Origin of the sequence: Shinella sp. M27 (genome assembly GCF_049199905.1) — a bacterium.
Lineage (GTDB): Bacteria > Pseudomonadota > Alphaproteobacteria > Rhizobiales > Rhizobiaceae > Shinella.
In genome coordinates, this window is sequence record NZ_JBLZPK010000012.1 from 13703 (window position 1) to 37416 (window position 23714).

General features: G+C 64.5%; 18 protein-coding genes and 1 pseudogene. 12 read left to right on the plus strand and 7 right to left on the minus strand.

All coding sequences use genetic code 11. From position 1 onward, the window contains the following. Positions 1-42 precede the first annotated feature (42 nt). Positions 43-324: pseudogene (locus tag ACOZK4_RS04550) on the minus strand (response regulator); the annotation flags it as partial. Positions 325-575: 251 nt separating this feature from the next. Between ACOZK4_RS04550 and ACOZK4_RS04555 the strand changes: the two are divergent. After that, positions 576-1445, plus strand: coding sequence for an SDR family oxidoreductase (locus tag ACOZK4_RS04555; RefSeq protein ID WP_421590685.1), 870 nt, complete (start codon positions 576-578; stop codon positions 1443-1445). Between the two features lie 11 nt (positions 1446-1456). Continuing rightward, positions 1457-1720 (plus strand): hypothetical protein, encoded by a 264-nt coding sequence (locus tag ACOZK4_RS04560; protein WP_421590687.1) that lies wholly within the window; start codon positions 1457-1459, stop codon positions 1718-1720. Positions 1721-2104: 384 nt separating this feature from the next. Here the strand turns inward: ACOZK4_RS04560 and lhgO are convergent, their stop codons facing one another. Further along, on the minus strand, positions 2105-3349 hold the full coding sequence (gene lhgO / locus ACOZK4_RS04565) for an L-2-hydroxyglutarate oxidase (RefSeq protein ID WP_421590743.1): 1245 nt from the start codon (positions 3347-3349) through the stop codon (positions 2105-2107). Positions 3350-3635: 286 nt separating this feature from the next. Here lhgO and ACOZK4_RS04570 point away from each other — a divergent pair, with 286 nt between their 5' ends. The 4 genes from ACOZK4_RS04570 to ACOZK4_RS04585 all read left to right on the plus strand — a co-directional run bounded on the left by ACOZK4_RS04570 (position 3636) and on the right by ACOZK4_RS04585 (position 7533). Beyond that, the gene (locus ACOZK4_RS04570) at positions 3636-4712 is read left to right on the plus strand and encodes an MraY family glycosyltransferase (RefSeq protein ID WP_421590688.1); all 1077 of its coding nucleotides are present in this window, start codon (positions 3636-3638) and stop codon (positions 4710-4712) included. A gap of 11 nt (positions 4713-4723) precedes the next feature. Continuing rightward, entirely contained in the window at positions 4724-5557 is an 834-nt protein-coding gene (locus ACOZK4_RS04575) for a glycosyltransferase family 2 protein (protein ID WP_421590689.1), read from the plus strand. Between the two features lie 120 nt (positions 5558-5677). Then, on the plus strand, positions 5678-6949 hold the full coding sequence (locus ACOZK4_RS04580; RefSeq protein WP_421590690.1) for a hypothetical protein: 1272 nt from the start codon (positions 5678-5680) through the stop codon (positions 6947-6949). Next, complete coding sequence (locus tag ACOZK4_RS04585) at positions 6946-7533, plus strand: putative colanic acid biosynthesis acetyltransferase (RefSeq protein WP_421590692.1); 588 nt, start codon at positions 6946-6948, stop codon at positions 7531-7533. The genes ACOZK4_RS04580 and ACOZK4_RS04585 overlap by 4 nt, the downstream gene beginning before the upstream one ends. A gap of 5 nt (positions 7534-7538) precedes the next feature. Here ACOZK4_RS04585 and ACOZK4_RS04590 read toward each other — a convergent pair whose 3' ends face one another. From ACOZK4_RS04590 to ACOZK4_RS04600, 3 genes are read right to left on the minus strand one after another with little or no spacing between them, the layout of a single operon-like run. Next, on the minus strand, positions 7539-8744 hold the full coding sequence (locus ACOZK4_RS04590) for a glycosyltransferase (protein ID WP_421590693.1): 1206 nt from the start codon (positions 8742-8744) through the stop codon (positions 7539-7541). Then, positions 8741-9973, minus strand: a complete 1233-nt coding sequence (locus tag ACOZK4_RS04595; protein ID WP_421590694.1) for a glycosyltransferase family 4 protein — start codon at positions 9971-9973, stop codon at positions 8741-8743. The genes ACOZK4_RS04590 and ACOZK4_RS04595 overlap by 4 nt, the downstream gene beginning before the upstream one ends. Beyond that, positions 9970-11232: a glycosyltransferase family 4 protein gene (locus ACOZK4_RS04600; protein WP_421590695.1), complete on the minus strand. Its 1263-nt coding sequence runs from the start codon at positions 11230-11232 to the stop codon at positions 9970-9972. The genes ACOZK4_RS04595 and ACOZK4_RS04600 overlap by 4 nt, the downstream gene beginning before the upstream one ends. A 294-nt stretch (positions 11233-11526) precedes the next feature. On the opposite strand from ACOZK4_RS04600, the gene gmd reads away from it, so the two are divergent. Together gmd and ACOZK4_RS04610 are read left to right on the plus strand one after the other, a co-directional pair. Beyond that, the gene (gene gmd, locus ACOZK4_RS04605) at positions 11527-12597 is read left to right on the plus strand and encodes a GDP-mannose 4,6-dehydratase (protein WP_421590696.1); all 1071 of its coding nucleotides are present in this window, start codon (positions 11527-11529) and stop codon (positions 12595-12597) included. After that, complete coding sequence (locus ACOZK4_RS04610; protein ID WP_421590697.1) at positions 12581-13570, plus strand: GDP-L-fucose synthase family protein; 990 nt, start codon at positions 12581-12583, stop codon at positions 13568-13570. Before gmd ends, ACOZK4_RS04610 begins: the two co-directional genes overlap by 17 nt. Here the strand turns inward: ACOZK4_RS04610 and ACOZK4_RS04615 are convergent. Next, entirely contained in the window at positions 13561-17880 is a 4320-nt protein-coding gene (locus ACOZK4_RS04615) for a chemotaxis protein CheB (RefSeq protein ID WP_421590698.1), read from the minus strand. The genes ACOZK4_RS04610 and ACOZK4_RS04615 overlap by 10 nt on opposite strands. Positions 17881-18309: 429 nt before the next feature. Between ACOZK4_RS04615 and ACOZK4_RS04620 the strand changes: the two genes are divergently transcribed. The 4 genes from ACOZK4_RS04620 to ACOZK4_RS04635 all read left to right on the plus strand — a co-directional run bounded on the left by ACOZK4_RS04620 (position 18310) and on the right by ACOZK4_RS04635 (position 22938). Beyond that, positions 18310-18933: a response regulator transcription factor gene (locus tag ACOZK4_RS04620; protein ID WP_313528121.1), complete on the plus strand. Its 624-nt coding sequence runs from the start codon at positions 18310-18312 to the stop codon at positions 18931-18933. Between the two features lie 104 nt (positions 18934-19037). Next, positions 19038-20414, plus strand: coding sequence for a glutamate-1-semialdehyde 2,1-aminomutase (locus ACOZK4_RS04625; RefSeq protein ID WP_421590700.1), 1377 nt, complete (start codon positions 19038-19040; stop codon positions 20412-20414). 130 nt (positions 20415-20544) lie between these two features. Further along, positions 20545-21615 carry an NAD-dependent epimerase/dehydratase family protein gene (locus tag ACOZK4_RS04630; protein ID WP_421590701.1) on the plus strand — a complete coding sequence of 357 codons (1071 nt, stop codon included), beginning with the start codon at positions 20545-20547 and terminating at the stop codon, positions 21613-21615. 9 nt (positions 21616-21624) lie between these two features. Continuing rightward, the gene (locus ACOZK4_RS04635) at positions 21625-22938 is read left to right on the plus strand and encodes a DUF4910 domain-containing protein (protein ID WP_421590703.1); all 1314 of its coding nucleotides are present in this window, start codon (positions 21625-21627) and stop codon (positions 22936-22938) included. Here ACOZK4_RS04635 and rfbC read toward each other — a convergent pair. Then, the gene (gene rfbC, locus ACOZK4_RS04640; protein ID WP_421590704.1) at positions 22935-23480 is read right to left on the minus strand and encodes a dTDP-4-dehydrorhamnose 3,5-epimerase; all 546 of its coding nucleotides are present in this window, start codon (positions 23478-23480) and stop codon (positions 22935-22937) included. The genes ACOZK4_RS04635 and rfbC overlap by 4 nt on opposite strands. Between the last annotated feature and the right edge of the window lie 234 nt (positions 23481-23714).

The window sequence follows — 23714 nt, forward strand, 5'->3', positions numbered from 1 at the left end:
GAAGACTTTAACCAGAAGGATGCGTCATGTCGCTCGTTTTCGTCAAATCCACCGCGATCGGTCATCTACCGGATCTATCGCCTTGATTGATGGGCATCGCCAGATAGCGCCCATTTGATGATATCCTCCAACTGCGCGTGCTTCCGGCGGCAGTTCGGAGTAACCTGTGGCGAGCACGATGGGGATGCCAGACCAAGGTTCGCGCACGACATCGGCAAGCTTCGGACCGGTCATCTGCGGCATGGCCTGATCGGTGACGATAAGGTCGATCGCCCGTTCGGCGTGAAATGCTAGAGCCTTGGTGCCCGAGCCGGCCTCGCAGACGGTATGGCCCGTGCCTTCCCGATGCCCTTTGTTGTGAAGAAAGGCGAGATGGCGTTTTTCAGCGTGTCCGGGTCCACGCCATGCCCCTCATTCTGAATATAGAGGCAGAGATAGTCCTTCTCCTGTCGCTCGGGATGGGCCTTTCCCGCCTCGGTCTCCAGCCGCGCGCCCTGCGGTGGCTCTCTGCGCCAGCGGGGAACATCATACGAGATATCTAGTTGGTATGAGGAACCCATTGCGAGGAGAACGAGATGACCGAAAACGATGTTCGCCGTCCGTTACCGCCACAACCGGCGCAGGAGCAAGTTCCGCCTGGTTTGACGAAGGTAATGGAACCGGTTCCCGACCATGGCGAGGAGAGCTACCGTGGTGCAGATCGCCTGAAAGGCAAAGTGGCTCTGATCACCGGTGCGGATTCCGGTATCGGCCGGGCGGTTGCCATCGCCTTTGCACGCGAGGGCGCTGATATCGCGATTTCCTATCTGAGTGAAGATCAGGACGCCAACGAGACCGCTCGCTGGGTGGAAGAGGCGGGCCGCAAGGCTGTCATCCTTCCAGGGGATATAACAAGCGAGGGTCACTGTCGGCATCTCGTGCGTCAATGCCTGGAAAATTTTGGCCAGCTCGACATCCTCGTCAACAACGCCGCTTTCCAGCGGACTTACGCCGATATCGGCGATATCAGTTCCGAAGAGTGGGACATCACCTTCCGGACCAATATCTATGCACCGTTTTTCCTTTCGCGTGCGGCGATTGCACATATGAAGCCCGGCAGCTCCATTATAAACACGACCTCGATCCAGTCCCGCCAGCCGTCGCCTCATCTCCTCGCCTATGCAGCGACGAAGGGAGCGATTTCGAACTTCACCGCGGGTCTTGCCGAAATGGTCGCCGAAAAGGGCATTCGCGTGAATGCCGTTGCGCCGGGACCGATCTGGACGCCGCTCATTCCCTCCACCATGCCACCGGAGAAAACGAAGGATTTCGGCAAGCAGGCCCTACTCGGTCGCGCCGGCCAACCGGCCGAACTCGCGGGGGCCTATGTTCTGCTTGCCTCCGATCTCGGCAGCTACATGACCGGTGCCGTGATCCCCGTCACCGGCGGCGACATTATGATCTGAGGGAGAGCGCGATGACCTACATTCGCAAACACGGTTTCGAGAGCGATGCGCAATGGCGCGAGTATCAGCACGAGATCGAGGAGGCGACTGGCCCAACCCGTCTTTCGTCGATCAACGATCAACGCGTTCTGGATGAACTGGCGGGTCTGCGTGCTGAAATCGTGGCGCTGCGAGAACAAATCCGCCTACGCCGGACTCAAGACAGCATGACGCGTTGGCAGAGGGTCGGAGGCGCAATGACCTGTCTGCTGCTCGTCTCGATGGTTGGCAGATAAGAAAAGCATCGGCGCTTCGTAGGGGCTTTGCGGTTGCTCGCTCCGCGGAAAAGCGAGGGGACAGTCACTCAAACGTCCCGCTTGCCCTACATCACGGTCTCTCGCCTCGGAGTGGCTGAGTTCGAACTTCTGTTCTTTTGTTGGGATATGGTAATCCTCGTCTGGGTTGGCTGAACGAAGCTCCTATGGTCCCCCGCCATTTGGGTCGTCATCGTGCAGTGGCTGTCCTCGGCGCTCGGTGGCTATCTCACCGGGCGGTTGCACACGAAATAGGCCGGCATTTCCACCGACGAAGTGTGCTTCCGGGATACGGGGCATGGTTTCCGGAGCTGGGCGTTGGCTAGTGTTGTGGTGGTCGGGCTCGCGGTGTCCGCGTTCATCTCGCTAATTGGAAGCGGCGTGCAGTCGATGTTGTCCGTTGTTGCGGCTCCCGGCGCGACTGGTGGTTTCGAACAGGCCGTTCACGATCATGTCCGCAATCGGGATCGCCGACGTAGCGGCGGGCGAAGGCGCGTTGCAGACGTGGAGCATGCGGTCGGTTTGGGCGAAGAGGAAATCGTGGATGAGGGTGCCGTCGCGGTGGACGGCCTGGGCGCGGATGCCTGCCTCGTGCGGCAGAAGGTCGGAAAGGGTGAGGCTTGGGCAGTATTTCCGGCATTCCTCTAGGTAGCCGCGTTTCCAGAGCGAGTTGCGGAGCTCGGTCATGGCGGATTTGCGGTGGGCGAGGACGGTTTTCCAGAAGCCGGGAAACCGGGCATAGTCGGCCATGTCGGACAGATTGACGGAGAGCCGGGGATAGCCCTCGCGGGCAAAGCCGATCACGGCGTTCGGGCCGACCGTCACGCTGCCGTCGATCATGCGCGTCAGGTGGACGCCGAGGAAGGGCAGGTCGGGGTCGGGGATCGGGTAGATGAGGTGGCGCACGATTTGGTTCTTGTCCGCCGGCAGGCGGTAATATTCGCCGCGGAAGGGGACGATGCGGTGCTCGATCGCAAGGCCGGCAAGGAGCGCCAGCCGGTCCGATTGCAGCCCGGCGCAGGCCACCAGCTTTTTCGCCTGCCAACTATCACCGTCTGTCGCGATGTCGACGGTATCGACCGTTTCGCGAAGGCCGGTGACGCGCGTCGAGAGGCGGATCTCGCCGCCGAGCGCCGCGATGCGCCGACCCATGGCCCGGCAGACTTCGGCATAGCTGACGATGCCTGTGGACGGGACGAAGAGCGCGCCGCGGCCGCGGATATAGGGCTCCCGTTCCTTCAGGTCTCCCTCGCTGAGGCGATGAACCTCGATCGTGTTCTGCTTGGAGCGTTCGTAGAGGGCATCCATACGCTGCATCTCAAGATCGGACGTGGCAACGAGCAGCTTGCCACAGACTTCGAAGCGGATGTTATTTTCCGCGCAGAACGCCTTGGTGGCCTCCGCGCCATTGCGGCATAGCTCTGCTTTCAGGCTGCCGGGCGGATAATAGATGCCGGCATGGATGACGCCGCTGTTGTGGCCCGTCTGGTGCCGGCCGAGCGCGTCTTCCTTTTCCAGAAGGAGGAGGCTGCTGCCGGGATAGGTTTCGAGCAGCCGCATGGCCGTTGCCAGGCCCACGATGCCGCCGCCGATGACGCAATGGTCGTAAATCATGCCGAACTCTGGTTGCCGCGATTGGGCGCTCTGCGCGAGGAGGATGACGGTAACCTTTTCGTGTACCGAAAGCCACGTTGCCGCCTTCGGCCAAAGGGAGGAGAGGGGGGTGGAAAGGGGGTAGACGAAGGTGGGCAGTTTGATGAAATTCGCCTTTCGCGCCAGTCGCTTGAGCCTTTTGCCCAAATGGTCGGAGCGGCGAATCAAACGCTATGCTTGCATCGTCGCCCATGCAACCTGACCGCTGACGGTAAGGGCATCGGCGCGATTGCAGGGGCGTCAGATGATCTTCTTGCTGCTCGAAAGTTCGGCGTCTCTCGCGCTGAGCGCCTTTTTCGTCGTCCTGTTGCGCTGGCTGTCGGTGCCGCTTCATCTCCTCGATCTGCCGGACCACCGGAAGATCCATGAGGGCGCCGTTCCGCTGTGCGGCGGGATCGCCATCTTCCTGGCCTTTTCCGGCGTGAGCCTGCTCACCGCGAACGCGATGGATGTCGGACCGGGCTTCTGGTCGGCGACGCTGCTCGTCGTCACGCTCGGGGTCGTCGACGATCGCTTTGCCCTGCCCGCGCGCTTCCGGTTCGCCGCCCAGGTGCTGATCGCCGTGGCGCTGATCGCCGCGGAAGGCCTGGGGCAGATTTCGCTCGGCGACATGCTGCCGGTCGCGGGCTTCGGCGGCCATGCGGTCCTCCTCGTCGTCTCCGTCGCCTTCGTCGTCGGGCTGATCAACGCCTGGAACATGGTTGACGGGGTCGACGGCCTTGCCGGCGGCAGTGCTGCGGCCACGCTCGTCTGGATTCTTCTCCTGGTGCTGCATGCCGGCGAGGACGGGCTCGTCTTTCCGGTTGCAGCCCTGCTGGCGGCGGTCGGCGGCTTCCTCCTCTTCAACCTGCGCAGCCCCTGGCGCGCCCGCGCGTCCGTCTATCTCGGCGATGCCGGCAGCACGGCGCTGGGCGCGATCATCGCCTATCTCATCCTGCGCCTGTCGGATGGCGCAGAGGGCCTGCCTTTCCCCTCCCTGCTCTGGCTGGTGATCCTTCCGGTGATCGACACGCTGAGCCTCATGGTGCGCCGCCTGCTCGATCATCGCAGCCCCATGTCAGCGGACCGCCGGCACCTGCACCATCTGCTGATCGATGCCGGCCTCTCGCCGGCGGCCACCAGCTACGTCATCGTCCTCATTTCCTTCCTGTGCGGCGGCATCGGCTATCTCGGGCTGCTGTTCGACGTGCCGGCGCCGGTGATGGTGGTCGGCCTGCTGCTCGTCGCGGCCGTTCACAGCGCCTTCGTGCTTGCCGTCGAAAGCGCCACGCACCGGCGGGGCCATCGGGCTGCACGTCCGTCCGTCAAGCTGCAGGTGTAGGGAGGACCGCGATGTCGATTTCCGTGCTGATCATGACGTTGAACGAGGAGAAGAACCTTCCCGCCTGCCTTGCCTCGCTGGACTGGTGCGACGATATCGTGGTGCTCGATTCCTATTCCACCGACGCGACGGTCGAGATCGCGCGGGCTGCTGGCGCGCGCGTCTACCAGCGGGTGCACGACACGGAATCGCACCAGCGCACCTACGGGCTGAAGGAGATCGAGTACAAATACGCCTGGGTCTATACACCCGATGCCGACGAGGTGACGCCGCCGGACCTGCGCGACGAGATGCTGGCGATCGCGAGGGATCACACGCGGCCCGAAAGCGCCTTCCGCATCCGCTACAAGAACATGTTCATGGGGCGCTGGATCAAGCACAGCAGCCTCTACCCGACCTGGATCACGCGGCTCGTGCGGCCCGATCGCGTGCGCTACGAGCGCGACGCCCATTCGCGCTGCCTGACCGAAGGCCCGGAAGGGCGGCTTGACGCGCATTTCATCCACTACAGCTTCAACAAGGGCATGAACGCCTGGTACGACAAGCACAACCGCTACTCCTCGTCGGAGGCGCGCGAGACGGTGATCAGCCTGCGCGAGAAGCGCGTGCCGTGGCGCGACGTCCTGAGCGGCGTGCCGGAGGTGCGCCGGCGGGCGCTGAAGGAACTGTCCATGCGCCTGCCGTTCCGGCCGGCCGCCCGCTTCCTCTACATGTATGTGCTGCGCGGCGGCTTCCTCGACGGGAAGGAAGGCTACCACTACTGCCGCCTGCTCGCGGCCTACGAATACATGATCGTCATCAAGACCGAGGAGCTGCGCCGCCGCGAGGAAGGCTTGCCGGTCTGATCGTTCGTCGCGGGCGGCAATCGCCTTCCTGCGACCGCCGTCGGGAGCGGGGAGACACGAGGCTTCCCCTTCCGGCGGTTGATCTTTTCGCGCACCCGCTTTCGGAAAGGAGGCCCGCCCGTGAACCTGCTGTTGACCTGCCTCCTCTGCCTGACGGTCGCGCTGCTCCTGCTGTGGGGCATGCTGGCGCCGGGGCGGATCTACCAGCTTCCCTTCCTCATCGGCGTCATGGCCGTGAGTTTTCTGCTACCGCAGCTCCCCGGCCTGATGGACGACCGGTTCCTGCCGCGCGGCGCCTACGAGCGAATGGCGGCGTTCACGATCCTGTGCCTTGCGGCGGCCTGGCTCGGCTGGTCCTCCACGCAAAAGCCGGTCGCCTTCCTGCGCCGGAATTTCGGCGAGCGGCGCCTGCTGATCGTCTCCGCCGTGCTGTCGGTCATCGGCGCCTATTTTTATTTCAAGCTGAGCCGCCTGCCGGGCGACATGGTCGTCGGCGTGCAGATGAGCGGTGTGCCGGTGATCTACCTTTTCGTCGCACGGCTCATGACCTATGGGCTCGCGCTCGGTGTTCTCTGCCTTGCGAGACGGACGTCGCTCTTCGCCTTCTCCATCGTCGCCTTCGATCTCGTCTTCTATCTCGACCGCATCGTCGTCACCGGCAAGCGGGCGGAAGCCATCGAGCTCGTGGCGATCTTCGCCGTCGCCTTCTGGTTCCATAGGGGATGGCTGGCGCCGCGGACGATCGCGCTTGCCGGCGTGCTGCTGGGGACTTTCCTCATGAACAGCATGGGCGACTACCGGGCGATCACGCGGGCGAATTCCGGCCCGATCTGGCAGGACATCGGCCAGATCGACGTCTCCGCGAATTTCCGGGCGACGTTGCAGGAGGGCGGGCTGGAGGTGCGCAATGCGATCCTGCGCATCGACCATGCCGCGACCTCGCTGGAATTCGACTACGGCAAGTTCCACTGGAACCGGCTGGTGTTCAACTACGTCCCCTCCCAGCTGGTCGGCGAGGCGGCAAAGCGCTCCCTGATGCTGAAAACACCGCCCATGGCGCGGGACTACAACGCGCTGACCGGGACGACGGAGACCGGCATGGCCGATGCGTTCCAGTCCTTCTGGTATTTCGGCGCGGCGAAGTTCTTCCTGATCGCCTATCTGCTGGCGCGGCTCTGGGCCAGTGCCAAGGAAGGGCAGGCGGCGGGCCAGCTCGTCTATATGCTGTCCGTCGTGCCGGCGATGCATGTCGTTTCCCACCAGACCGACTGGGTGATCATGGCCTGGGTGCATATGGTGCTGTTCCTCGTGCCCTCGCTGGCGCTGGCGGTCGTCCCCATCAGGCGCCTCCATGCCGATCCGCTTGCACCAGGGGGGCTCGTCCATCCATGAAATCGCGCTATGACGATCCCGCTTTCAACGCCGCCGGCCTGGCAACGCCGCTGCTCGGCGGCCCGACCTTCGCGCTGCGGTTTCGGCTGATGCGGCTCGCCTGGCTCATCACCTGGCGGTGCCTTGCAGCCTGGACGCCGTCGCCCTTCCATCCCTGGCGCAACCTCCTGCTGCGCCTGTTCGGTGCGAAACTCGATCCGACCGCCATCGTGCATGGCAGCACGGTCATCTGGTGGCCGGGCAATCTCGTGATGGGGCGCAACGCCTCGATGGGGCCGGGCGTGATCTGCTACAATGTGGCGCCGGTGACGCTCGAAGCTCTGGCAATCGTCTCGCAGCGCGCGCATCTGTGCACCGGCACGCATGATATCCAGCAGGCATCCTTCCCGCTGGTGGCTCGGCCGATCGTGCTGCGCCGCAAGGCCTGGGTCGCCGCCGAAGCCTTCGTCGGGCCGGGAACGGAGGTGGGAGAGGGTGCGGTGCTCGGCGCGCGCGGCGTGGCGGTCAAGGCGCTGGAGCCCTGGACGGTCTATGCCGGCAACCCGGCGCGTGCCGTTGCCAGCCGCCGGTCGGGCGACACCTGACCGGTTCAGGGGCAGCTATCGTTGGCGGCGGTCAGGCCGATGCTCGCGGTTGCCGGCCGATAGGCCTCGTAGAGGCCGACCGTCAGATGGGCGATGCGTGGCCAGGTGTAGTTCTCGAACACCAGCCGGCGGCCGTTATATCCCATGGCCGTGGCTGCGAGAGGATGCAGAAGCACGTCGATCATGGCCGTGGCGATGTCCATCGGATCGAGGCTCACGACCGCGCCCGCGCCGGCGGTCGCGACTTCCGGAAAATGACACGCATCGCTGATGACGACGGGCGTGCCGCAGGCAAGCGCCTCGGTGATGGCGATGCTGAACCCTTCCTGCCGGCTGGGCAGGCAGAAGCAGGCGGCGGATACGAAGGCCTGCAGCTTGGTCTCGCCATAGATCGGCCCGACCATGAAGACCCGCCTTTCGAGGCCGAAACGGCGCACGAGATCGCGGAAATCGTCCTCCGCGCCGCCATCCGGCCCCGCGACGACGAGATCGACGTCGGGGCATTGCCGTGCCACCAGCTGGAACGCTTTCGCCAGAAGATCGAGCCCCTTCTTGTAGTGCAGCCGCGAGAGGAAGAGCACGAAGCGCCGCTCCACCGGCAGGCCGATCAGCGCGGGAAAATCCGCGGTGGACGGAAGGCGTTCGAATTCCTCGACGAAGATGCCGTTGGGGATGATCTCGGCCGGCGCCTTCAGGTGAAGCGGGCGCATCAGCTTCACCTCGTCGTGGTTGAGCGCGTGGAGGAAGGCCGCGCCGTCGAGCATCCGGCGGCAGCCCATGGCCAGCGCGAGGCGCTTTTTCCAGGGCTTTTGCGCAAGGCTCCAGGTGTCGAGCATGCCGGCGGGGCAGACGCAATAGGGCACGCCGTTGCGCGCGGCGATGGTCGCCGCGCAGGCGAGGATCGGTTCCCACACGCCATGCAGATGCACATGCTGGGTGTCGGCGAGAATCCGCGTCAGGAACGGGCGTGCCTTGAGACACAGGATGGCCTCCACCACGCCCGGCGGCGGCAGGATGTGCCAGACGACCTGCGCAAAGCCGGGGATCGCCGCGCCGAGCCGGGCGACGCGGGCAAGTGTGCGATCGTCGGCCTGGCTCACCACGCGGACATCGTGGCCAAGGTTCGCCTGCGCGGCGGCGAGCCGCATGATCACGGCCTGCGGCCCGCCGCTGTCCGGATCGATCGAGGTGATGACGTGGACGATCTTCATGGGGGGGATCCACGCAGCCCCGAGAGAACACCGAGCAGGCGGGCGCCATATTTGTCGACGGTGTATTCCCTGGCCCGAAGCCGGGCATTCGCCGCCATGGTCGCGCGCAGATATTCGTTCTCCGCAAGGTAACGCACCGCATCGACGATCGCCTGCGGATCGCGCTCCGGCACGATCAGGCCCTCCACGCCGTCGCGCACGACGCTTCCCGTGCTGTAGGTGGTGATGACCGGAAGGCCCGAGGCCAGCGCCTCGTAAACGACGGTCGCCGATCCCTCGCAGAGCGACGGCAGCAGGAAGACGTCCGCCCAGCGGTATTCCTCGGCAATGGCCGCGCGTGGCACGATGCCGCGAAGCTCGATAGAGCGGCTTAGCCGACGATGGACCGACGGGGGAAGCCGGTCGGGGCCGGCCATGCGCATGCGAACGGCGGTGCCGAGGCGTTCGGCGGCTTGCAGCACATAGGGCGAGCCCTTGCGCAGGCCGATCTCGCCGATCGTCAAGATGCGTAGCGGCCCCGGTGCGCGCAGCGTCGCGCCGGAGCGGTCCTTTGCATCGACGCCATAGGGCACCACGACGCAACGCTCCGCCGGCCCGCCCTCCGCCACGACATGGTCGCGCACGAATTCGGACGGGCAGACGATGCAGTCGGCCAATGCCCATTCGGCGCGCTCGCGGTCCGCGAATATCCCGGCATGGGGATTGGGCAGCGGCGGGCCGGCCCAGTCCGGAAAGTGCCGCATCTCCTCGGCGAGAATGCTCTCCACGACGGCGCGCGGCGCGATCATCTGCTCGACGGCGACCCACAGGCCCTGCCGCTTGGCTGCCCGCATCTGCTCCAGCGCATCGCCGCTATAGGCGTAGAGGCCGGCGGCGTTGTGGAAGCCGCGCGCGGCGACGAGCGTCGAGAACCGGCTGCCGGCCCAGACGGCGTGAGACGTCTCTTCTGCGGCATCCTCGATGCGCAGGCGACGGATGGCGGAACGCACGCCGAAAAGCGGAAAATCCGTGATCAGTTCCGGCGGCACGCCGCTCGGAACCCGCCCGACCAGCCGCTGCACCGGACGCGGCAGCAGCGTGGGGGGCAGTCTGCGTAGCAGCGCGGGCCAGCTCTTCGTGCCGCAGATATCGGTGAAGAAATGGCCGAGCCGGCCTTCCTTCGCCAGGATGCGGGCGACGGCGTAGTGCATGCGGGCGCCGAGCTGGCTGACGACGACGGTTTCACTCATGACGGTCGTTGCTCCAGCAGAACGGCGCCTGAGGGAACGCGGTCGCGTTCGGCAAGCTCGGCGAGAAGGGTGCTCCAGGTGGCGAGCGCGCGGTCATAGGCATAGCCGGCTTCGAGCGCCGCCCTTGCGGCCACCCCCATCGCCGCGACCCGGTCGGGAGCGGCGGCGAGATTCGATACCGTGCGGGCAAGCGTCTCCGCTTGCCCGATCTCGATGGTCACGCCGCATTGCTCGGCGGCGACGACCGTCGCGACGCTGCCTTTGGGATCGCCGATGAAAAGCGTGGGCTTGCCGGCGGCGAGGATGCCGTAGAACTTGCTCGGGATGATGCAGTGTTCGAGACAGGGCAGCAGGGAGACGACGTGCACGTCCGGCACGCCGAGGCTTTCGGCAAGGTTCCTTGCCGGTTGCAGCGGTTTGAAGACGACGTTGGTAAGCCCGCGCTCCTGCACCGCGCTTTTGACGGATTGAAGCCTGTAGCCGCCTCCGACCATGAGGAAGCGGATGTCCGGGTGGTCCTTCAAGAGGGTTGCCGCCTCGATCAGCGTGGCGAATTCATGGGCGCGGCCGAAATTGCCGGAATAGCCGACGACGAACTTGCCCGCATAGCCCCAGTCGATGCGCAGGTGGTTGTCGTCTTTCGGTACGGGGCGGATCTCGGCGGCGTCGGACCAGTGGTGCAGCACGCGCAAACGTTCCGCCGGAACGCCCCGCGCCAGCAGATAATCCGCCATCCGCTCCGTCGGGCAGACGGTCAGCCGCGACCGCGCAATCGACCGGTCGCGCAACCACGCCGCAAGCCGCCCGAGAAACGGCGCCTTGCCGAGGAACCCGAGTTCGACGGCGGTTTCAGGAAACAGATCCATGATCCAGTTGACCATCCGTCCGCCGCGCAGCCGGATCGGCAGTGCGCAGGCAAGCGAGATCAGCGGCGGATCGGTACACACCACGACGACATCGCCCCGCCGAATGTTCCGGGAGAGCCAGCCAAAAGCCGCAAGATGGAAGGACAGGTAATCGGCGGCGCGGCCAGGCAGGGTGCCCCGGCCGAAACGCGAGGTGGAAAGCCGCACGACCTCAACGCCGGAACAGGTTTCACGGCCGGCGAGCGGGGAGGCGCTGCCATCATGGAAGGCGCGGCTGGCGAGGACCGTGACCGCGCCGCCCTGCCGGGCGAGGCCGAAGGCCAGCGCCGACACCATGCGGCTCGTCGCCGACTGGTCGGGATGGAAATACCGGTTGACGAAGATCGTCCGCATGGAGCTGCCCCGCATCGTTAGTCTTCAACGTGCGATCCTGCCAGCCGGCGGGCGGGCGGCAAGCTCTCCAAAGGCGCTAGGAGGAATGCCGCCTCACCACCCTGCCTACGCCTTCCGCCCGAACGGCATGGACCTTCGGCGTAGGGGACGACGGCGTCGCCCGGCCGGCCGGCGGCGGATCGCCTCCCGTCCCCCGAACGGCCACCTTGCCGGTCGGCTCCTCCCATCGCTAACTCTCGGGCCGACGGGGTACGAAGCGTCGTGCCCGGCGTCTCCTCGTGCGAAAGCGGACCCATGTCTGAGAAAACTGCCTTGATCATCGGCGTGACGGGCCAGGACGGCTCCTACCTGACGGAGCTGCTGCTCGCCAAGGGATACCGGGTGCATGGCCTCAAGCGGCGCTCGTCATCCTTCAACACTGCCCGCGTCGACCACCTCTATGTCGACCCGCGTTCGCCGGATGTGCGGTTCCACATGCATTTCGGCGACCTGACGGATGGCACGAACCTCTGCCGGGTGATCCAGGAGGTCTGCCCGGACGAGATTTACAATCTCGGCGCCCAGAGCCATGTGCAGGTGAGCTTCGAGACGCCGGAATATACCGCAAATACCGACGCGCTCGGCACGTTGCGGCTGCTGGAGGCCATGCGTCTCCTGAAGGTGGGCGATCGCTGCCGTTTCTACCAGGCATCGACCTCGGAACTGTTCGGCGGCATCGGCGAGACGCCGCAGCGGGAGGAAACGCCCTTCCATCCACGCAGCCCCTACGCCGCCGCCAAGCTCTATGCCTACTGGATGACGGTCAACTATCGCGAGGCCTACGGCTTCCACGCCTCCAACGGCATCCTCTTCAACCACGAAAGCCCGCGGCGGGGGGAAACCTTCGTCACGCGCAAGATCACGCGGGCCGTCGCGGCGATCGAATGGGGACTTCAGGACAAGCTTTATCTCGGCAATCTCGACGCCCGGCGCGACTGGGGGCATGCGCGCGATTATGTCGAGGGCATGTGGCGGATACTCCAGCAGGAGGTGCCGGACGACTATGTGCTGGCCACTGGCGAGGCCCATACCGTCCGGGAATTCGTCGAGCGCGCCTTCGAGGTCGTCGGCAAGTCCATCGAATGGGACGGTACGGGTGTCGACGAGATCGGCTACGAGCGCAAGAGCGGCCGCGCGCTGATCCAGATCGATCCGCGCTATTTCCGGCCGGCGGAGGTGGACATTCTGCTGGGCGACGCGCGCAAGGCGCGTGACCGGCTCGGCTGGCGCCAGACCGTATCCTTCGAGGACCTCGTCTCGGAAATGGTGGAATCGGACCTGCGCGTCATCACGAGGGAGGAAGGCCGCAATGATCTCCACGGCTGAAAAGGCCACGATATCGTACGACCTGCGCGGCAAGCGCGTCTGGGTCGCCGGACATTCCGGCATGGTCGGCTCGGCGCTCCTGCGCCGGCTGAAACGGGAGCGTTGCGATATACAGACGATATCGCACGGGGAGGTCGATCTGACGCGCCAGTTCGATACCGAAAACTGGATGCGCAAGGCGCGGCCGGAGGCGATCTTCATCGCCGCCGCGCGGGTCGGCGGCATCGGGGCAAATGCGCGCTATCCGGCGGAATTCCTGTCCGAGAACATGCTGATCCTCGTCAATGTCATCAAGACCGCGTCGGAACTCGGTGTCGAGAAGCTGATGTGCCTGGGATCGAGCTGCATCTATCCCAAGCATGCCGACCAGCCCATCCATGAGGACGCTCTGCTGACGGGCAGCCTGGAGCCGACCAACGAAGCCTACGCGCTCGCCAAGATCGCCGGGATCAAGCTCGCCGCCGCCTATGCGGAGCAGCACGGTTGCCGCTTCATCTCCGTCATGCCGACGAACCTCTACGGGCAGAACGACAATTTCGACCTCGACCATTCCCATGTCATCCCGGCCCTGATCCGCAAGATGCACGATGCAAGGGTCACGCATCGCGACAGCGTCGTCGTCTGGGGAACGGGCACGCCGAAACGGGAATTCCTGCATGTCGATGACCTTGCCGACGCCTGCGTGTTCCTGATGAAGGAATATGAGAGCCCCAAACCGATCAATGTCGGCTCGGGGGAGGAGATCTCCATCGGCGAGCTCGCCTTCCTGATCGCCGATATCGTCGATTTTCGCGGCCATATCGTCTTCGACGCCTTCAAGCCGGACGGCACACCCCGCAAGCTCTTGGACAGTTCCCGTCTGCGCGCACTCGGGTGGTCGCACGAGACCGAGCTTCGCACGGGAATCCGGGACCTGTATCATCGCTGGCGGGATAGCGACCGCAAGCCGACCGGGCAGCAGGATTATCCCTGAACGTCTGCTTGATCGCTTTCCGCCAGCACCACCAGCCGCGCGAGCGCCGGCAGGGAGCCGACCTGCATCCGCCGCATGATCGCGGCCCGATGCGCTTCTACCGTGCGTTGGCTGACATCAAGATCCTGCGCGATCACCTTGCTGGGCTGGCCGGCAAGAACACGGTCGAGGATTTCCCGCTGGCGTCCCGTCAGGCGCGCCAGCCGCGCCCTTGCCTCCCGCTGCCGCGTGTCCTGCATGCCCGTGTTATGGTTGCGCGCCAGCGCGTTCGAAACGCTCGCCAGCAGATCGGACGGCCCGATCGGTTTCTCGATGAAATCGGATGCGCCCGCCTTCATCGCCAGGACGGCCGTCGCGACATCGCCGGCGCCCGTGATCATGACGATGGGCAGCCTGACCCCGCGTCTGCGCAGGGTTAGCAGCACGTCCAGGCCGCTTATTCCCGGCAGCTTGACGTCCATGACGAGGCATCCGAGTGAGGTGTCGTCAAAGGTGGCGAGAAAGGTCTCACCGTCGGAAAACGCCTGCACCCGGCGCCCGTCGGCCTCGAAGGTCTCCTGCAAGGCTTCGCGGATCGCGGGGTCGTCGTCGATGATGAAGATCGCCGGCTCGGCGGATAGCAATGCCTGCGGCTCCTGGCGCGCGCCTTCAGGCTCGATCTTGCTGGTGTGCAGCAGGAGCTGGATTGCCCTCAAGAGATCGGCGAGGCTCACGGGCTTGGGCATGTGCAGGCAATCCTCGGCCGAGAGGATGCGCAGCGTCTCCGCTGTGATGTCGCCCGTCAGGATGATCGCGGGGATGTTGCGGCCGAGGATCGCGCGAAGCTCCCTGGTGACATCGATGCCGTTGGTGTCATTTGGGAGGTTGTAGTCGGCGAGGATGAGCGTGGGGACCACGCCGCCGCCGGACACTAGGTCGATCGCGGCCGTGCCATTGTCCGCGGCATAGACCAGATGCTGTTCGTCACGCAGCGCGATCTCGATCAGGTTGCGGATCTTCTGGTCGTCCTCCACGACGAGCACGGTGCCGCGCACTGGCGCCACCTCCGGGTTTTTCTCGATCGGCGCCCGGTCCTGTTGAGGATCCTCCTTGCCAAGCGCCACATGGATCGAGAAAACCGAACCTTTGCCGGGGACCGAGCGGACCTGGATCCGGTGTCCGAGCAATGCGCTGAGGCGTTTGACGATGGACAGGCCGAGGCCAAGGCCGAGTTCGGCCTCGGCCCCGTCATTGGTCGCTTGATGGTATTCGTCGAAAATAGCCTGGAGTTCGTGGGTTGCGATGCCGACGCCACTATCCCAGACCTCGATGGTGAGCGCATCCTTGTGCCGTCGGCAGCCGAGCAGGATCTTGCCTTCTCGCGTGTATTTGAGCGCATTCGCCAGAAGGTTTCGAACCATCTGTTCCAGAAGGCTCGGATCGGTCCGCACCAGCAGACTGCACGGCACGAAGCGGAGAGAAAGGCCTTTCTCCAAGGCGCTGTAGCCGAATTCGTCGTTCAGGCGTTGCAGCACATCATTGACTTTGCACGTCACGATGCGGGGATAGACCGTGCCCGCCTCTATCTGGTTGATGTCGAGGAGAGCATTGAGCATTTCGGACATGGAGCCGAGCGTATCGCGGAAGCTCCTGACCAGCTTCTGGGGCTTCTCGCCGTCCACCGATTTCTCCAGCAGGCCCTGGAGCAGCACCAGCGATTGCAGGGGCTGGCGCAGATCGTGGCTTGCCGTGGCGAGGAAGCGGGATTTTGCGGCATTGGCGCGTTCGGCTGCCCGTTTCGCCCGGTCGAGCGCTTCATGGGCACGGTGCTGGGTGGACACGTCGGCAAAGGTGATGACCACGCCTTCCGTGCCGCCCTCCTGGGTTCGGTAGGGCATGACGCGGCGCATGTACCAGGTGCCGTTCCCGGTCCTGACTTCCCGCTCCTTGGTGGTGCTGCCTTTCAGGACGGCGGCGGCGTCGCCGAGCAGCGTCGGATCGGGCACGCGCGCATTGAGGTCCGCCAGCGGCCTGCCGATATCGCCCATTATGACGTTGAAGATCGAGCGGGTCGCCGGTGTGAAATAGCGGATGTTCAATCCCGGATCGAGGAAGATCGTGGCGACATCGGTGCTGTACAGCACGTTCTCGAGATCGTTCGCCGTTGCGCGCTGGCGTTCCAGCGCCTCCTGAAGCTGGGCGTTGAGCGCGGTCAGCTCCTCGTTCAGCGATTGAAGCTCTTCCTTGGAGGTCAGCAGCTCCTCGTTGGCGGATTGATATTCCTCGTTGAGTGACAGGGTCTCCGCATTGATCGTCTTTTGCTCTTCCGCTGCATTCTCCAGGTCCCGGATGGCGGCCTGGAGTTCCGTGCGGGTGGCTGCCAACTCCCGCTCCAGCGTGCCCGACCGGTCGTCCTGGCTGGGCTCCGGGGGATCGCCCGCTTGGGTGGGCTGGGCGACGTCGAGGAAGCTGACGAGAAACAGCTCCTCGCCTTCGCTCGTGACCGGCTGCACCGCGATCTCGTAGCGCGACAGGGTATCGGCTGCATCGTGGTAGAGACCGATCGCCACGGTGCGGACCTTCTCCTGCTGGGCGCGGTGGAGCGCCGAGCGGAGCTTGGTGTGCACGCTGCGCGGCGTCATCGTGAAGAGGTCCTGCGTCGGATAGCCGGGCGCGATGCGCAGGTAGCGCTGCACGGGACCGAGCGAATAAAGATATTCGTATTTCCGGTTGATCAGCACCGTGGCCGGGGCGTAGCCGTCCAGGATCGTCCGGCGGCTGAGCTCGGCGAGCGCGGCCTGGCGTCCTGGGACTTGCCCTTGCTGCGCCGGCACCCGGACATTGTCCGATGCATTGACGGCAAAGCCGTAGCGGCCGCGCTGGCCCTTGCGGCGGAAGATTCGCGCGGACTTGTCGATCACGTCGAAGCGGTTGGTTGCCGCCCCCACCGTTTCCGTATTGCCCAGCAGCAGGATACCGTTGTCGTTGAGGGCGAAATGGAAAAGCCCGATGACCTTCGCCTGCGCCTCCGGCCCGAGGTAGATCAGGAGGTTGCGGCACGAGATGAGATCGATATTGGAGAAGGGCGGATCGCCGAGCACGTTCTGGACCGCGAAGATGATCGACGACCGAAGCTCCGAGGCAATCCGGTAGCCGTGCTCTTCCTGGGTGAAGAAGCGTTGCAGTCGCTCGGGCGACACGTCCGTCTTGATCGTCATCGGATAGACGCCGTCGCGCGCAAACGCGACCGCTTCCTCATCCGCATCGGATGCGAAAATCTGCATCCGGATATCGCGCCTGGTTTGCGAAATACATTCCTGGACGAGCATGCCCAACGAATAGGCTTCCTCGCCGGTGCTGCATCCCGCGACCCACAAGCGCAGCGTCCGCCCGGGCGGATGGTTCGCGACGAGGTCCGGCACGATTTTTGTGCGCAACCGCTCGAAGACCTCGGGGTCGCGGAAGAAGTTCGTGACGTTGATCAGGATATCTGCCGCAAGCTGAGACAGTTCCAGCGGATTTTCCTCGAGAAAGCTGAGATAGCGGGCCGTGTCGGAGGAGGCGATGCCGGCCATGGCCATACGCCGTTCCAGCCGGCGATGGAGGGTTCCCTGCTTGTAGAGGGCAAAATCCTTGCCTGCCGATACGCGCAGCATGGTCAGGATCCTGTCCACGATCGCCTGTTTCGAGAGCGGGCCGGCATCGCCAGTTGCGGACGGCGGCCTGTGCAGGGCCTGCGCGATGGCCGCGAGCGGCATGACATGTTCGGCCATTCCTGAATCGATCGCGCTCTTTGGCATCCCGTCATAGTCGGCTTCATCGGGATCCTGCACATAGACCCGGCCGCCCGCCTCGCGGATAAGCCGGATGCCGATGCTTCCATCGGTCCCGGTGCCGGACAGGACGACGGCCGTCGCGCGCGCGCCGTACTCCGCGGCGAGCGAGCTCAGGAGGAAATCATAGGGCATGCGCATGCCATGGCGGACGGGCGGCACGGTGAGACGGATCGTGTCGTCCTGCACCGCGATGTAGCAGCCGGGCGGAATGATGAAGAGGTGATCCGGCTCCAGTCGTCGGCCGTCCTCGGCCTGCACGACCGTCATGGTCGTGTGGCTGGAGAGGAGTTCGGCCAGCAGGCTCTCATGAACAGGATCGAGATGCTGGACGAGGATGAAAATGTTGCCGCCGCCCGACGGCATGGCCTCGAGAAGGGCGCGGCAGGCCTCGAGCCCGCCTGCCGACGCGCCGATCGCAATGACGCGACCGACAGCGCTGCCGGAGCTATTATCAAAACCCGACGAAGCGCGCGAAAAGGGATGGCTCGAAGTCATGGATGCAATCTCAGGGATTCTGCACACATTTTGAGCGGTCAATATGCATGTGCGGGTTCTGGCACAGTATAGGCATCCCTGTCATGATTGCATACCCTCGGCTGTACGTATTTTCCGAGTCTGTTCGCGGGCAAATTTTTTGATATAGATTTACGATTGCAAAAAAGTATCGATAAAAAAATGGCTGTTGTTTTGGACATCTCTACAAACGAAACCACGATGTGAAGTATTTTATGCGGAATTATTCGTTGTGACGGAAATAATGTTTCCTGTTGTTAACCGTTAATTCTAGGGGCTCCTGCTGTGGTCGAGGTCAGAGGAATAAACGGGTTGAGCCGCGGGAGGGTCTTGAACGGGATCGCGCGGCTGCCAGCTTTCAAGCCCGTCAATCCGGCAAAGACTGCTTTGGCAAATACGCGGATACTGGACATGATCGACGAACGGACACTAGATCGCGAGTGTCTTTCCCAAAGTCTTGTCTCGCACGGTCTCGACATGACGATCGTGCTCTTCAACTCCATCGAAGCCTGGATGTCGAAATATGCCGAGGCATCGAGCGGCGTGCTGATCAATGTCGGCAGCCGCGACTGCACCGAGCCGCGCATCGAAAACGACCTCCGCATGCTCGTTTCGCGGTTCCCGGATCTGCCGGTCATCATCCTTTCCGACAACCATGACCTGCGACAGGTCCTGACGGCGCTCGATCTCGGCGTCAGAGGGTTCATTCCCTCGGCCGTGGGCATTTCAGTCTGCGTGAAGGCGATCTCGCTTGCACTTTCGGGCGGCGTTTTCATCTCCACCGAGAGCTTGCCCGAACTGCGCAGGCTGATATCGGCCGCCGACCAGCAGGAGCGCAAGCGGGCCGAAATCTTCACCTGCCGCGAAGAGGACGTCATCGCGATGCTCAAGCTCGGCAAGGCCAACAAGATCATCGCTTACGAGCTCGACCTGCGCGAAAGCACGGTCAAGGTTCACATCCGCAACATCATGAAGAAGCTCAAGGTCCGCAACCGGACGGAAGTGATCTTCAAGCTCAACGACCTCTACGACTGACCCCCTACGCCTATCGGTCATACCCCATCCACCAAGAGCGCGGATGCGCGCGCCGCGGAGGGGGCGATAGTGCCCGAAAGGGCCGGAAGGCAGAGGAGATTGCGATGGACGCCTTCATTCAGGACTTCGAGAACTCCGACAGGCTGCGCCGGCGTGCGCACCAGATCATTCCGGGCGGCGCGCATACCTATGCCAAGGGCGACGACCAGTATCCGGTCCTGTCGCCGGGCTTCATCGTTAACGGCTACGGCTGTCACGTGTGGGACGTCGACGGCAATGCCTATATCGAATACGGCATGGGCAACCGTGCGGTCGGTCTCGGCCATGCCTATCGCCATGTCGTGGAGGCCGTGGCGCGCCAGCTGGAATTCGGCTGCAACTTCACGCGGCCTGCGCGCATCGAGATCGAATGCGCCGCGACCTTCCTGCAGATGGTTCCGGGCGCCGACATGGTCAAGTTCTGCAAGGACGGCTCGGATGCGACCTCGGCGGCGGTGCGTCTTGCGCGGGCGGCAACGGGCAGGGACCTTGTCGCGCGCTGCCGGGACCACCCGTTTTTTTCGACCGACGACTGGTTCATCGGCACGACCGAGATGAATGCGGGCATTCCCGAGGCCGTCCGCGACCTGACGCTCGACTTCCGCTACAACGACCTCGACGACGCGCGCGATCTGTTCGCCCGCCATCCGGGAAGGATCGCCGCCCTCATTCTCGAAGCCTCGCGCGGCGACGAGCCGGCGGAGGGTTACCTGCAGGATCTGCAGGCGCTCTGCCACCGCAACGGCGCGCTGTTCATTCTCGACGAGATGATCACCGGCTTCCGATGGGCGCGCGGCGGCGCGCAGGACTATTACGGGCTGCGGCCGGATCTCTCCTGCTTCGGCAAGGCGCTCGGCAACGGCTTCGCCATCTCGGCGCTCGCCGGCAAGCGCGAATTCATGGCGCTCGGCGGCATTGAGCAGACCGAGAGGCCGCGCGTCTTCCTGCTGTCGACCACCCATGGCGCCGAAACCCATGCCATGGCGGCGGCGATCGCGACCATGCATGTCTATGCGCAGGAGCCGGTCATCCCGCATCTGCGTAGCCAGGGGCTAAGACTCAAGGCCGGCATCGAGCAGGCGATCGCCCGGCACGGCCTCCAGCGCTTCGTCGGTGTCACGGGCCATCCCGCCTGCCTGTCCTATTTCACCAAGGACAGGACCGGCTTGCCCTCGCAGGCGTTCCGGACGCTCCTGTTGCAGGAAACCATCCGCCGCGGCGTGCTCGCGCCGTCGCTCGTGGTGAGCTACACGCACGGCAACGACGAGATCGACCAGACGGTAGAGGCCTTCGACGGCGCGCTCGGCGTCTATCGCCTCGCCCTCGACCACGGCATCGAGACCTACCTGGTCGGACGCCCCTCCGGCGTCGTCTTCCGCCGCTACAACACCGCGCCCGAACCGTGCACCGGCGAGCCGGTGGCGAAGGCGAAGACCGCCTGACCTGTCCGAAAGCGGTAGGGCGGGCTGTCGATACGCCTTTCGGGTAAGTGCCGCCGTCTTTGTCGTCAATCGTGGTCCGCCCTGCCGCGCCGTAGCATCTCTTTCAGCAACGAAGCCGGGAGATGCGGACATGAAGGTGCTTGTGACGGGACACCAGGGTTATATCGGCGCCGTGATGGTGCCGATCCTCCTGCGGGCGGGGCACGAGGTGCATGGCTATGACGCCAGGCTTTACCGGCGCTGCGCCTATGCGCCGGGCGGGCCGATGACCGAGGTTCCCTCCACCCTGAAGGATGTCAGGGACATCACGCCCCAGGATCTCGAAGGCTTCGATGCCGTCATCCATCTCGCGGCGCTGTCGAACGATCCGCTGAGCAATCTCGATCCCGACGTCACCTACGACATCAACCACAAGGGCAGCGTGCGCGTCGCGCGGGCGGCCAAGGAGGCGGGCGTCGGCCGCTTTCTCTTCGCCTCCTCCTGCAGCAACTATGGCCTGGCCGGCGAAGACCTCGTTGCCGAGGGTGCGCCGCTCAATCCGGTATCGGCCTATGGCCGCTCCAAGGTGATGGCGGAGGCCGACATTGCCGGGCTGGCGGATGCGAGCTTTTGCCCGGTGTTCCTGCGGCCGGCGACGGCCTACGGCCTTTCGCCCATGCTGCGCTTCGACATCGTCTTGAACAACCTCGTCGCCTGGGCCGTCACGCGCGGCGTCATCCTCTTGAAGTCGGACGGCACGCCCTGGCGGCCGATCGTCCATGTCGAGGATATTTCCGGCGCCTTCCTGGCAGCCCTCGAAGCGCCGTCGGAAGCGGTCTTCGCCGAGGCGTTCAATGTCGGCCGCACGGAACACAACTACCAAGTCCGCGACATCGCCGACGTCGTGGCGCGCACCGTGCCGGGCTGCCGGCTGGAATATGCCAGCGAGGCCGGGCCGGATGCGCGCTCCTACCGCGTCGATTTCGGCAAGATCGCGCGGACCCTCCCGGCCTTCCGCCCGAAATGGGACGTGGTGGCCGGGGCCGAGCAGCTCCATGACGCCTATCGCGGCGCCGGCCTCACGCTTCAGGAATTCGAAGGCCCACGCTACCAGCGCATCGGCCATATCCGCGCGCTTCTCGCCAGCAACACGATCGACCGGCACCTCAGGTGGCGGCCGGTGGCCAAGGCCCCGGCGGACATGCTGGCGGCGCGCGCCTGAGGGATGGCAATGAACGAGGCGGCCCGGATTTCCCCATCGGTGGACGGCGCGGCCGATATCGGCGACGAACTCCATGCGCTCGTCTCCCGGCTCTTTCCGATCGGCCGCAGCATCACCGGAGAGGGCGTGCGCCGCACGCTTGCGATCCTGTCGGAACACGTCGATCTCGCGGTCCGTGAAGTGCCCACGGGCACGGAGGTCTTCGACTGGACGGTGCCGCAGGAGTGGACGGTGCGCGATGCCTATGTCCGCGCGGCGAATGGTAAGGTCGTGGTCGATCTCGCCGCATCCAACCTGCATCTCGTCGGCTACAGCGAGCCGGTGGCGCGCCGCATGCCGCTTTCCGAGCTTCGCAGCCATATCCATACGCTGCCGGACCAGTCGGACCTCATTCCCTACCGGACCAGCTACTACAGCCGGAGCTGGGGCTTCTGCATGGCGCACCGCGACTATCTGGCACTGAAGGAGGGGGACTACGACGTCTTCATCGACACCACGCTCGCCGACGGGGCGCTCAGCTATGGCGAGGCATTTCTGCCGGGCGAAACCGGGCGCGAGGTGCTGCTGACCGCCCATATCTGCCACCCGTCGCTCGCCAACGACAACTGCTCCGGCCTTGCGGTGCTCGCGCTCGTCGCCACGGCGCTTGGCCGGCGCCGCAACCGGTTCGGCTACCGTTTCCTCTTCGCGCCGGGCACGATCGGCGCGCTCTGCTGGCTTGCCAGCAATGAAGAGCGGCTTTCGCGCATCGATCACGGCCTCGTCGTCTCCTGCGTAGGCGACGGCGGCGGACCGGTCTATAAGCGCAGCCGCCGCGGCGATGCGACGATCGACCGAGCCATGGAGGCCGTGCGGTGTGATGGCCGGACGGTGACGATGCTCGATTTCAGCCCCTTCGGCTATGACGAGCGGCAATTCTGCTCGCCGGGCTTCGACCTGCCGGTCGGCCTGCTCCAGCGCAGCGCCTTCGGAACCTTTCCCGAATATCATACCTCGGCGGATAATCTCGATTTCGTGCGGCCGGAGCATCTTGCCTCCTCCTTTCGCATGATCATGGACATCATCGATGTAATCGAAACCGACCGCGTACCCCTGAACCTCTCGCCGAAGGGGGAGCCGCAGCTCGGACGGCGGGGTCTCTACTCGGCGACCGGCGGCCACAAGACGACGTCGGATATCACCATGGCCTATCTCTGGGTGCTGAACCTTGCCGACGGCCGCCATTCGCTGCTCGATATCGCACGCCGCTCCGGCCTGCCGTTCTCGGCTATCGCCGCTGCCGCCACGCGGCTTGAGGATTGCGGGCTGCTCGGCGACGCCTAGGCATAATGGTCGGATTCCGCAAGGAGCGGCCAATTCCCGTCCTTTTCCGACATCACCGCCGGTTTTGCCGGCCAGTCTATCGCAAGGGCGGGATCGTCATGGCGCACACCGGCCGCGGCCGCCGGCTCGTAACGCGCGGATATGAGGTAGCCGACGACGGCATCCTCAGTCAGCGACAGGAAGCCGTGGGCGAAGCCTTCCGGAATATAGAGCTGGCGCATGTTGTCGGCGCTGAGTTCCGCCGCCGTCCAGCGGCAATAGCTGCGCGATTGCGGGCGCAGATCGACGGCCACGTCCCAGATCGCCCCCTTCAGGCAGGACACCAGCTTGACCTCCTGGTGCGGTGCGCGCTGGAAATGCAGGCCGCGAAGCGTGTGCTTCTTGACCGAACGGGAAAGGCTGTGCTGGACGAAACGATGTTCGAGGGCCAGCGCTTCCATTTCGTCGATACAGAAGGTCCTGGCGAAGGAGCCCCGCTCGTCTGTTATCGGCGACGCTTCGATCAGCCACACGCCGTCGAGATCGGTCCTGCTGAACAGCATCGGTTTGTCCTTTCCTGCCTTCCCCCGATCCTGACGGATGCAACCCGTCTGCCAAGTGCGGTTTCCGGCGTATTGCAAAGGCCCGGGCGGTAGGATGGTGAACGTTCGCTTACGCGCGTTTCATAGTGCTACGCCTTTCGGACAGGTTCGGTGTTCGCAAAGTAGTATGGCAGGCTTCGTATTCCGCGCCTAATCTGGCACCCACGTCGAGAAACGGTCCCTTTACGGATAGGC